The organism is Synechococcus sp. H60.3 (assembly GCF_047462295.1).
GTDB lineage: Bacteria > Cyanobacteriota > Cyanobacteriia > Thermostichales > Thermostichaceae > Thermostichus.
Map to the genome: position 1 here is coordinate 1 of NZ_JANSIY010000089.1, position 10,916 is coordinate 10,916.

A 10,916-nucleotide genomic window follows, 5' to 3' on the forward strand; every position below is an offset into this window, starting at 1 on the left:
TTGCGCCGATACTCATAACGTCGATGAGCAACACAAGCGTTGTAGAGGTAACAGTGCAAACGGCGGGCAGACAACAAAGCCCGCTCTTGGGTTTTGTTGGGGTACAGCCGAAAGGTCTGCCGCCTGACTACCCGTATAGTCTCAGTCACCCTTGTGGCTCGGTCGTCACCACAGTCAGTCTAGCACCGGAACGATAGGCGGGGTGGCGACGTCGACGCAACACACCCGGAATCAGTCAGGAGGCGCTATCCCTCCCCACCGTATAGACAGTGGGGAATCCCGCGCCTTACGTTGAAGCTGCGGGTCGATCAGGGGATCCCGCCCAGCCAGCGCCGCCAGCTCCACCAGGGATCCCCTCTCCTGGTGGCCCTAAACAGCTCGGCCACTTCTTCGCCGCTGGGTCGAGCCCTAAAGGTCTGGAGGACGCTGTAGAGGCCGGGCTCTTCCTGCTGCCACAGGCTCCAGGGATCCGGGTAGGCGCGAAACAGGGCTCCTTCCAGCAGCGAGCGCAGGTAGTAACTGGTCTCAAAGGTGCTCAGGAAGCGTTGCCGCAGCCGGCGCCCGGCCAGCCCCACCCCCACTGCGGCGGCATCCTGAAGTTGTGGGTTGAGGAGAACGACGGGCTTGGGATCCCGGCCTTTGGCAGCCAGCCCAGAAGGATCGCCGCCGCTCACCACCTGGCAGACCCGCTCCACCTGATCCAAGTTGTAAACTGCTGGCATTACAAACAGGACGCTCTGGTCTGGTGTAGGCTGCGTGCGGGCAGTCAGGCTTTGCAGTTGCATCCCGTCAGGAAGGGATCCCCACTCCCGCTGAGCCAGGGCTGCTCCGCCGGCATCGCTGAACAACACCAAAGCCGGTGGCGGCAGCAGCTCCAAGAACGGACGGGCTAAGACTTCCGGCTTGATGTCGGGGGCGAGGATCTCGATGAGCAGGCGGCGATACCCCGCCTGGATAGCCAGGCGTGTGGCCTGGATGGCCTGCTCGCAGGCTTGGGCCAGATCGCCGGGCAGGTGGGGAAACTGAGTCAGTTGCAGTTGTTCAGCCACAGTCTCATCCCATCAGATCCATCAGATAACAAGATTGCAACAGACGCTCAGCCGGACAAGTCTTCCCAAGCCCTGTGGGTGAGCAGTTCTTCCAGAACCCGCACCCCCCGCAGTTGGTTGGAAAGGGGCAGGTGACCTTTGGGGGCAGACAGATCCCAAATGAACTCGTCGGGGTAGCGGGTCCAGTGGTAGCCTTGTTTCCAGCCAATCAGCGGCCAGAGGCGCTCCCAGTTGCGATTCACCCCCAGCCAGAGCTGCCGCTGCACGGAGTAGCCGAAGCGATCCCCGGAGGCCGCCCGCCACAGGCGATCGATGGTGCGCAGATCCTCTGCCGGGATCCGGCTCACTTCGGAAAAGTACAGCCAGCCCCGCCGCGCCGCCCCCTCTCCCGCTGCCCGGCACAGCAATTGCAGGCTCAGCCGATCCGCTTCCAGCCAGGCTCCCGCCGCTAACAACTCCTGGAGAGGCCGATAGTCAATGTCCAGGGCTGAAATCAGAGGGACTGTCACCATTGCCGTTGCAAAAGGTTTCTTTCGAATTCTAGTCCCTGTTGGCGGCCCACTCAGGGTTCAGGAGGATACTTGGGCGGGTTCCCAAAGACGATGCGATAGCCAAGATAGGCCACCCCTAGCAACCCCGCCAGGATCCACAAGAAGGCTGAGAAGGGCATGTAGGAAAAAAAGACAAGATAGACCCGGCGGCTGAGCCAAGAAAAAATGAGATAGACTGCCGCCAAGAGGCCGATCCCTTGCAAGGTGCGGAAAGCCGGCACCCGCGAGAGCGGCATGCGCTGCCGCGCCACCCAGATGGAGCTCAGAAAATAGTAGGGAGGCACCAGCAGCAGAAACATATCCGCCTGCTTCACCACCGCCTGCCAGCCAGCCGTGTTGGTGGCATAGGCCAAGTAACCGGCCCAGAGGACAAGGCTCACCGCTGCCAAGCCGATGTTCAAGCTGAGCAAAAAAGGCTCTTCCCACTGCCCCGGGATCCAGTGGCAGAGAACCCAAACCAGCCAAGGAGCCGCGAATAGCAGGATCGCAATGGTCAAGCCGTTGGCATTTAACTGAGTAAAAAATGTTTCCAATGTCATGAGGGCTGAGGGGACAGGAGGTCACTTTCAATAGTAATAGTAGTGGTAGTTCCAATCCCTCGCCAGAATTCGTAAAATACCCTGAAAAATTACAGCCAAAAAATTGCGTCCCTGCTGGGTCAGGTTTTCCAGGCAGGCGAAAAGGGATCCTTTGACTTCACCTTTTCTAGGGTGCTACTGAGTACATCTGGAGGGATCCCGGAGGGTACCCATAAAGTGATAGGGGGGCAAGGGAGGGCTCCAGTCCAGTTGCCAGCGGGGGTGAGCTGCCACCCAGGTTTGGGTGAGCTGAGCTGCCGCTTCCCGTTCGGCAGGGGTGAGCAAAAAGTAAAGCCGCAGGACTTCTCCCGGCTGCGGATCCCCTCTTTGCACTGGCCAGGTGGAGGGCCAAAGCTGCTGCAGGGCTGCCAGCTCCTGTTCTTGCCGCTCTTGGGCCTGTCGTTGCAGTAGATAAGCTTGTTTGCGGGCCAACAGATAGGCTGTGCCGCTGGGGGCGGGTTGGGGGTCCGGGGAGGGCTGGGGCGACAGTTTTCCTTTCAGGCAATACTCGGCTCTTCCCCCGATGGCCGCAAGGGCCTGTTCGTACTCCGCCTGCTGGGCCAGTAGGTGGGATCCTAGCTTTTCGGCTGAGAGAAAGCAGGTGCCAAAGCGCAGGGGCAGCAGTGGCATTTGGGCAAACAGCCGGCAGATCACCTGGTCGTGGCGCAGGGCAGAACGCACCAGCACCTCATCCGAAGCCTGCAGCGACGCAGGATCCGGCATCGGCTCCACAGCAGCGGCAATTCGGCCTCCCGGGGGGGAAAACACCTGCAGTGGCCCGCGGATCCCTTGAGTTTGTTGAATGAAATGCCAAAGCGGTGCATCTGGCATCGGCAAGAAGGCATAGGTGTAAAGGGGGCTGCCAGCGCTCTGTTCACTGGGTTCCGGTAAAACTGGCATTGGGTCGGATCGGAGGGTAGGCTTTTCCTCTCAGTCTAAGCACACTTGCTGGCGCTTTTCGCCCTGGGGGGCTGCTACCGGCGACCTGGAGATGCGGTAGACTAACCTGGCGGGGTTCTTCAGGTCTGGGGTGTTCGGGGCTGAAAGGCTGCTGGGGGGCAGGTGGGATCCCCCCTTTCCGTGCCTCTACAGGTAAAACTATGACCAGCCGCTCAGACTTCAAACCCTTGGAAACCTTTCAAAAAGAAGAGATCGAACGCTTGCGGGATCTGCTTCCCGCTTCCCTCCGGCCCTTGCTCAGCGTTGTCCCCCACTCGGGAGGTGGGGCCCTGTTGTTCTCCCGCCGCAAGGCCCCTTGGCAGCCCCAGGGCATCATCGCCATCGACTTTCTTCGCTGGCAAGGGATCCCGCAGCCGCAGCGGGATCTCCTGTTTTTGCGGGAGGTGGGCTGGTTCGACAATCGCAACTGGCTACAGCCGGGGTTTTACCAGTCGCTGGCCTTGCTTGGTGGCATCACCACCGTGGCGGAGCTCTCTTGGCAGCACCCGTTTTCTGCCCTGTTGGCGGGTGGCATCACGGCGCTCTCGGTTCGACAGATCTGGCAAAACCTGAATCGGGAGAGCGCCCATTTCGATGCCGACGAGTTTGCCCTGCGCCGTGCCCAGTTCCGCGGCTACACCCGCCAAGAGGCGGCCCAACACCTAGCAGATGCCCTGGAGCAGGTTCTAAAGCTGGATCCCACCGACATCCTGACGGCACTGCGGCTGCAGCGGCTGAGAACCATTGCCCGCAACCTCACTCCCTCACCTGGGAGCTCCTAAGGCCAGGGGCACCTGGGTGATGGCCACCCGACCGGAGAAGCAGATATCGGTATCGGTCTGGGGATCGCGGGCTCGCTCTGCGTAGCGACCCTGGTAGCGAAACCACACCGATTCCAAGCCTTTCCCCTCTGCTTCTACGGCGTAATCGAGCGGCAGCGGCTGTGTGCAGAGGGGGCAGTAAACTCGCTCCGGCAAAGGGGATCCTGGTGGCAGGTGGGGCAAATTGACATTCCAGAAGGAGCCGGCTGGCAGGGGTTGTTCCATCAGCTCGGCCAAGATCTCCCGCGTCCACCGCTGTGCCTGTTCCCAATCGATGGGTTGGCTCCCTGCCCGATACTGGGAAATGGCAATTCCCCGGATCCCGCGCAGCGCCGCTTCCCGCACCGCCGCCACCGTGCCGGACAAGTACACATCCGATCCCAAATTCCCTCCCTCGTTGATGCCAGAAAGCACCCAATCCACGGAAGGGGCGAGCTTAAACAGGGCCACCCGCACACAGTCGGCAGGGGATCCCTCGACAGCAAAGGTGCGCTCGCCGCGGGCCCAGGCGCGAAAGGGCCGCCCCGTCGTTACCTGGTGACTGCAGCCGGAAATCGGCTGGTGGGGGGCCACGATCCAGCAGTTTTCCTCGGCAACGAGAGCGCTGAGGGCCAGCCTGAGGTGCGCCAGCCCTGCCGCCTCGATGCCATCATCGTTGGTCAGCAATACCTTCATCTGAATTCCTCTACCGGCAACTTCCTGGGTTAGCCTGAATCGCAAATCTCCGTTGCAGATGGGATCCAAATCTGGAGATCTGAAGTGCAAAGGCAAGGCGGATCCCGTTCTTCTTCTAACCTATCCCTAGGGGGTTGGCGTCTCCTGCGCCGCAGCCCTCGACCCATGATCCTGAACTGATACCGGAGGATTGCGATGACCACACGGGTAGCCATCAACGGATTTGGACGCATTGGCCGGTCGTTTTTGCGGGCGCTGCTCTCCCAGCCAGAGCGAGGGCTGGAGGTGGTGGCGGTTAATGATCTAACTGAGCCGGAAAACTTGGCCTACCTCCTGCAATTTGATTCTGCCTACGGGCGCCTGCCCCAGACCGTGAGTGCTGTGGACAGACACCTGCAAGTCGGCAGCCACAAGATCCGGGTTCTGGCAGAACGGGATCCGGCGCAACTGCCCTGGAAAGACCTTGGGGTTGACCTGGTGGTGGAGTCCACCGGCCTGTTTACCAAGCGGGAAGGGGCAGTCAAACACCTAGAAGCTGGCGCCAAGAAGGTGATCATCTCCGCCCCTGCCAAAGGCGCCGACCTAACGGTGGTGATGGGGGTCAACGACGACCAGTACGACCCCGCGCGGCACCATATTGTCTCCAACGCCTCCTGTACCACCAACTGTCTGGCGCCGCTGGCCAAGGTCTTGTTGGATCGCTTCGGCATCGAGACGGGCTTTCTCACCACCTGCCACGCCTACACCGCCACCCAGGCCATTGTGGATCGTCCGGATCCCAAAGACTATCGGCGGGGCCGCTCGGCAGCGGTGTCGATTGTGCCTTCCACAACCGGAGCAGCTACGGCAGTTGCCGAGGTTTTGCCTGCCCTAAGAGGGAAAATGGATGGTCTGGCGCTGCGAGTGCCCGTGCTAACCGGCTCGATTGTGGACTTTGTCGTGCGCACCGAGCGGCCCATTACCAAAGAGGCGGTTAACCAAGCCTTTGTCGAGGCTGCTGAAGGGCCGCTGCGCGGCATCCTCGCCATTGCCCCGCCACAGATTGTTTCGGCCGATATCATCGGCGATCCCCACTCTTCGATTGTGGATCTGGAATCAACAATGACGCTGGGGGATCGCACCGTGAAGGTGCTCTCCTGGTACGACAACGAGTACGGCTACGCCTCGCGGCTGGTGGATCTGGCGGTGAAAATGGCGGCTGCGCTGTAGAGCTCAATCCCAGCCTAAGTCGGTGCGCTCCAGCCAGGAGCTATCCAGGGCAGCCAGCGCCTCAGCTGCAGCTACGCCGGTTTCAGGGTGGCGCCAATGGGGAGCGATCTCGCACAGCGGGGCCAGGACAAAAGGGCGCTCCATCATGCGAGGGTGGGGCAGGGTTAGCTCAGGGCTCTTCAGGATCCGGTTGCCCATGGCCAGCAGATCCAGATCCAGCGTTCTGGCCTCCCAGCGGATGCGCCGCACCCGCCCCGCCTCCTGCTCGATGGCCAGCAGCGCCCTCAGCAACTCTAGGGGCGATTGGTAAGGGGGAAAGGGATCCAGCGCCACCACGGCGTTGAGGTAATCCGGCTGCCCCGGCGGCCCCCCTTGGGCAGGGCTGCGGTAGAGGCTGGAGCGGGCCACCACCTGGCCCAGCCGCGGCAACTTCTCTCCAGCCGTGCGCAACTGCTGCAGCGGATCCCCCAGGTTGCTGCCCAAAGCAATGTAGGCCAGGTCAGGCTTCATGGAAGAGCAGGGCAACGGCGGACGATCTCCACGTAGACATCCTCGAACAGGCCCGGCAGGGGAGCTTGCGGCTTGTGCACCCGCACCGTTAGGGCTTCCAACTGGGGATAGTTCTGCCACAGCCGCTCAGCAATCCGCTCTGCCAACGTCTCGATCAGCCGGTAGCGTCGCTGGGTTACCTCTTCCCGCACCGCCTCGTACACCTGGGCGTAGTCCACTGTGTGGGCTAGGTCATCCGCTTGGGGAACCCAACCAAGCTGCATCTCCACATCCACCACAAAGCGCCCTCCCAACACAGCCTCCTCAGGACGATAGCCGTGGTGGGCATGGAAGCTAAGACCCCGCAGCACCAGCCTAGTGGGGTTCATCGTGGAGACCTGCCCAAGCTGCCAGAGCCGAGACATGGGCCGGGACGTTGTGCACCCGCACCAGGGTAGCGCCCCGGCTGGCGGCAAAGAGGTGCACGGCTACGCTGGCGCTATCCCGCTCCCTGGGCACAGCAATCCCGGCAAGCTGGCCAACAAAACTTTTGCGCGAGGCTCCCACCAGCACCGGGTAGCCATAGGCCACCAGCCGTGGCAGCGCTTTGAGGAGGGCAATGTTCTGCTCGGCGGTTTTGGCAAAGCCCAGGCCGGGATCCAAAATCACACTGGGAACACCGGCTGCCAGCGCCCGTTCTGCTTGGTCCTTGAGAAAGCCAAAAACTTCCCCTTCGAGGTCGTCGTAGTGGGTGAGCTGCTGCATGGTGCGCGGTTCTCCCCGCATGTGCATGATGATTGCCGGCACCCCCTTCTCGGCACACAGCTGCATCATCTGCGGATCCCGCAGCCCAGTGACGTCATTAATCATGTGCGCTCCGGCTGCTAGAGCCGCCGCCGCCACCTCCGTTCGGCGCGTATCAACGCTGATGAGAATGCCGGATCCCTCTAGAGCCCGGATCACGGGCAAAACCCGGTCGCACTCCACCTCCACCGACACCGGCTCCGCCCCCGGCCGGGTGGACTCGCCGCCGATATCCACAATCAAGGCTCCCGCTGCTGCCATGGCCTTGGCTGCCTGCACGGCTGCCTCTACGGATCCCCACTGGCCGCCGTCGCTGAAGCTGTCAGGAGTTACATTCAACACTCCCATCACCCCAACGCCTCGCCAGGAGAGGCAGTAGCCCTCTGACATCTTTTCCGCCCCCGGCAAGGGACGGCGGGAGGTCAAGCTATGAACACCCATAACCGTTGTAGGCTGCGTGTTGCAGGGCCAGGGGGAAGAGTTTTCCACCACCCGGCATGGCATTCCTCTCGATCTCAAGTCCAGCACAAGCCTGCCAGGAGTCCACAAAGTTTCTCAACGAAATCTTTGCAAGGCTGCGGTCATCAAGAGGCTATGCCGGAGAAGGATCCCCCTGCCCGCTCAGGCGCAAGCAATAGCCCAAGCTCACAGAGGAACCCCTGTCGCTCTAGAACATGATGTCGTCTTCCGAACGACCCCAAATGCACCAGATGATGGAAGCAAAAATTGCCAAGTAGACCCAGGCCATCGGCCCGTATTGCAGTAGATCCATCAACGTATCCCTAAAACAAACATTTGTTTATCTAGTCCAATTATTGTGATGTTTCGTTACAGCGTCAACGGTTTTCTCAGGAAAACGGTCGGACTGATAGAAGACCCCCTGAGCCCATATCCTCTACCCAAGGGGGCTAAGTCTTTTTGCCTAGGGACAGTGAGCAAATCTTAAATTTCTGAGAAAACCCATCTTGCCTGAGCAGGGAGGCAGAGGGAGACCTAGACGTTGAAGCGAAAGTGCATCACGTCCCCTTCCTGCACTACGTAGTCTTTGCCCTCGCTGCGCACCAGACCCTTCTCTCGGGCAGCACTTAGGGATCCTGCTGCCACTAGATCCTCATACGCTATTGTTTCTGCCCGGATAAAGCCCCGCTCAAAATCCGAGTGGATCACCCCCGCTGCCTGGGGAGCAGTGGCACCGGCAGGGATCGTCCAGGCGTGGGTTTCTTTGGGGCCGGAAGTAAAATAGGTGCGCAGACCCAGCAGCTCGTAGGTGGCGCGGATCAAGGATTTCAGCCCCCCTTCTTTCACCCCCAGCGAGTCTAGATAAGCCTGTCGCTCTGCAGGCGGCAGCTCCACCAATTCCGCCTCCACCTGGGCCGAGACCACCACCACACGCGCCCCTTCCGCCTGGGCCACTTGCCGCACCTGCTCCACCCAGTCGTTGCCGGTGGCCAGCTCTGTTTCCGCCACGTTGGCGGCGTAGATTACCTTCTTGCGGGTAAGCAGCCCCAGCCCCTTGATGGCAGCCTCCTCCTCCGGACTAAGGGGCACCAGGCGAGCTGGCTTGTCCTCGTCCAGAGCAGCCTGCAGTTTTTCCAGGGCCTGCAGCTCCACTTGAGCCGTTTTGTCGGACTTGGCCTGCTTGCGCACCCGTTCCAAGCGCCGCTCGATCTGCGCCAGATCCGCCAGGGCCAGCTCCAGGTTAATCACGCCTATGTCTCGCAGGGGATCCACGGAGCCAGCCACGTGGACAATGTTCTCGTCCTGAAAGCAGCGCACCACATGCACGATGGCGTCCACCTGGCGGATGTGGGAGAGAAATTGGTTGCCCAGCCCCTCGCCTTTGCTGGCACCGGCTACGAGCCCGGCAATGTCAACAAACTCGATTTGGGCAGGGACAATTGCCGCCGAGCCACTGATCTTGGCCAGCACCTCTAGGCGCTCATCCGGCACCGCCACCCGTCCTATGTTGGGCTCAATGGTGCAGAAAGGAAAGTTGGCCGCCTCGGCTTTGGCGTTTTCGCAGAGGGCGTTAAAGAGAGTCGATTTGCCCACATTGGGCAGACCAACAATGCCAGCTCTGAGCATGAGAGGCTAGGGTAACGGCAAGGGGATCCGTTGCGAAACTTTAACTATTCTGACGTTAGCATTGGTTGCCGCCGGCTGGTGCTCCCTCACCCCCTCCCCTGGAGTTGCCCTCAGACCCGCTCCAAAAAGACCACTCCCTCGACATGGCCCGTTTGGGGAAAGAAATCGGCAGCTCGCCATTGGGTTAGGCGGTAGGATCCCTCGGCCATCAGGATTTGCAGGTCGCGCGCCAAGGTGGCAGGGTGACAGCTAATGTAGACGATGCGCTGAGGTTGTCGCTGCTTCAGGATCTCGAGCACCTGCAGGTCGCAGCCGCGCCGCGGCGGATCCAACACCACGATATCGGCAGGAGGCAGAATCGGCAAAACCGCTTCTACTGTGCCCTGGAAAAATTGGGCCGAGGCGATGCCGTTGAACTGGGCATTGTAGCGGGCCTGGGCCACCGCCGCCGGCAGGACTTCCACCCCTATCGCCCGTTTGGCCCGCCGGGCCAAGAGCAGGGTTAGGGTGCCGATGCCACAGTAGGCGTCTAGGACGATCTCCTCGCCGCGCAGCTGGAGCTGATCCACTATCCAGGTAAAAAAGGCCTCCGCCTGCTCCGTGTTGACTTGAAAGAAGGAGGTGCTGTCAATCCAAAAGGAAAGACCGGCCAATTCTTCCCGCAGGGATCCCCGCCCGGCAATGACCTCCGTTTGCGGGCCAAAGATGACGTTGGTGCGGGCCGGGTTGAGGTTAAGACAGACCCCCACTAGGTCGGGGTAGCGCTGCATCCAGCGCTGGGCCCACCTTTCCAGATGGGGCAGGTCGCGGCTGCAACTGACCAAGGTGAGGAGCACCTCACGGGTGCGGCGGCCAATGCGCAAGCCCAGATGGCGCAGGTGGCCCTGGTGGCGGCTTTCGTCATACACGCTCCAGCCGGTTTCCTGCAGATCCTGCTTTATTTCCCTTAGGAACACATCCAGCCGCTCGTCCTGCACGGGGCATTGGTTGAGGTTCACCAGGCGGTGGCTGCCCGGTCGGTAGTAGCCCATGCGCAACGGCTGGCCCTCTGCTTTGGCGATGGGGTAGGTGACCTTGTTGCGGTAGCGCAGCGGCTGCGGGGATCCCAAAATCGGGACGGGCTCGGGCAGGGAGAGGCCGCCAATCCGCTCCAGGGCATCCCGGAGAATTTGCTGTTTGGTGGCTAGCTGCTGCTCGTAGCTGACGTACTGCCACTGGCAGCCACCACACTTGTCCGCCACAATGCAAGCGGGTCGCACCCGCTGCCGCGAGGGAGCAAGGAGGGAACGAATTCGCCCGACCAGGTAGTTGCGCTTAATCTCAATGACCTGGGCCACCACCCGATCCCCCGGCACACCTTGGGCCACAAACACCACCCGACCCCGCCCGTGGCCAAGCGTATGGGCAATGCCATTGCCCTCGGGGGTTAGGTCGGTGATCTCCAGGGATAGGAGATCCCCTGGCTTGATGGGATCAGGTGCCAGGGAAGAGATTGGTTGCTCCATGAAAGAAGGTGGGTCGCAGAAGGTTAGCTGGAGGCCCCGCACTTTAGTGCGGGAAGGAAAGCTACTCTGGAACTTTAAGTGGCCAAAGTGGCGCCTCCTTCGCAAGATACCCTACCGTATACTGTAGGGGGGATAGCTCCTAATGATGGAGCATGACCCAAGTTCTGACCATTTGACTATCAGCTAGTCGTTCTTTTTGCACTTCATCTTC

The 10,916-nt window shown here is 61.0% G+C and carries 12 protein-coding genes; 2 read left to right on the top strand and 10 right to left on the bottom strand.

Going from position 1 to position 10,916, the window contains the following annotated elements:
• Positions 1-308: 308 nt before the first annotated feature.
• From NW841_RS09640 to NW841_RS09655, 4 genes are all read right to left on the bottom strand, one after another.
• On the bottom strand, positions 309-1,049 hold the full coding sequence (locus NW841_RS09640) for a DUF1995 family protein (RefSeq protein ID WP_414378686.1): 741 nt from the start codon (positions 1,047-1,049) through the stop codon (positions 309-311).
• 47 nt (positions 1,050-1,096) lie between these two features.
• Positions 1,097-1,561: a GUN4 domain-containing protein gene (locus NW841_RS09645; protein ID WP_414378687.1), complete on the bottom strand. Its 465-nt coding sequence runs from the start codon at positions 1,559-1,561 to the stop codon at positions 1,097-1,099.
• 50 nt (positions 1,562-1,611) lie between these two features.
• Positions 1,612-2,139 (bottom strand): hypothetical protein, encoded by a 528-nt coding sequence (locus tag NW841_RS09650; protein ID WP_414372788.1) that lies wholly within the window; start codon positions 2,137-2,139, stop codon positions 1,612-1,614.
• Positions 2,140-2,313: 174 nt separating this feature from the next.
• The gene (locus NW841_RS09655) at positions 2,314-3,078 is read right to left on the bottom strand and encodes a GvpL/GvpF family gas vesicle protein (RefSeq protein ID WP_414378688.1); all 765 of its coding nucleotides are present in this window, start codon (positions 3,076-3,078) and stop codon (positions 2,314-2,316) included.
• 200 nt (positions 3,079-3,278) lie between these two features.
• Here NW841_RS09655 and NW841_RS09660 point away from each other — a divergent pair, with 200 nt between their 5' ends.
• The gene (locus NW841_RS09660; protein ID WP_414378689.1) at positions 3,279-3,899 is read left to right on the top strand and encodes a DUF3318 domain-containing protein; all 621 of its coding nucleotides are present in this window, start codon (positions 3,279-3,281) and stop codon (positions 3,897-3,899) included.
• Here the strand turns inward: NW841_RS09660 and surE are convergent.
• Entirely contained in the window at positions 3,882-4,613 is a 732-nt protein-coding gene (gene surE / locus NW841_RS09665) for a 5'/3'-nucleotidase SurE (protein WP_414386197.1), read from the bottom strand. The two genes, NW841_RS09660 and surE, sit on opposite strands and share 18 nt — an antisense overlap.
• A 195-nt stretch (positions 4,614-4,808) precedes the next feature.
• Here surE and gap point away from each other — a divergent pair, with 195 nt between their 5' ends.
• Entirely contained in the window at positions 4,809-5,822 is a 1,014-nt protein-coding gene (gene gap, locus NW841_RS09670) for a type I glyceraldehyde-3-phosphate dehydrogenase (RefSeq protein ID WP_414366271.1), read from the top strand.
• A 3-nt stretch (positions 5,823-5,825) separates the two neighbouring features.
• On the opposite strand, the gene folK is transcribed toward gap, so the two are convergent.
• The 5 genes from folK to rlmD all read right to left on the bottom strand — a co-directional run bounded on the left by folK (position 5,826) and on the right by rlmD (position 10,705).
• Positions 5,826-6,332, bottom strand: coding sequence for a 2-amino-4-hydroxy-6-hydroxymethyldihydropteridine diphosphokinase (gene folK, locus NW841_RS09675; protein ID WP_414366273.1), 507 nt, complete (start codon positions 6,330-6,332; stop codon positions 5,826-5,828).
• Positions 6,329-6,700 (bottom strand): dihydroneopterin aldolase, encoded by a 372-nt coding sequence (folB, locus tag NW841_RS09680; protein WP_414386198.1) that lies wholly within the window; start codon positions 6,698-6,700, stop codon positions 6,329-6,331. Before folB ends, folK begins: the two co-directional genes overlap by 4 nt.
• Complete coding sequence (gene folP, locus NW841_RS09685; protein WP_414386199.1) at positions 6,687-7,541, bottom strand: dihydropteroate synthase; 855 nt, start codon at positions 7,539-7,541, stop codon at positions 6,687-6,689. Before folP ends, folB begins: the two co-directional genes overlap by 14 nt.
• A gap of 567 nt (positions 7,542-8,108) precedes the next feature.
• Positions 8,109-9,200, bottom strand: coding sequence for a redox-regulated ATPase YchF (ychF, locus tag NW841_RS09690; RefSeq protein WP_414386200.1), 1,092 nt, complete (start codon positions 9,198-9,200; stop codon positions 8,109-8,111).
• Between the two features lie 110 nt (positions 9,201-9,310).
• Positions 9,311-10,705: a 23S rRNA (uracil(1939)-C(5))-methyltransferase RlmD gene (gene rlmD, locus NW841_RS09695; RefSeq protein WP_414386201.1), complete on the bottom strand. Its 1,395-nt coding sequence runs from the start codon at positions 10,703-10,705 to the stop codon at positions 9,311-9,313.
• Between the last annotated feature and the right edge of the window lie 211 nt (positions 10,706-10,916).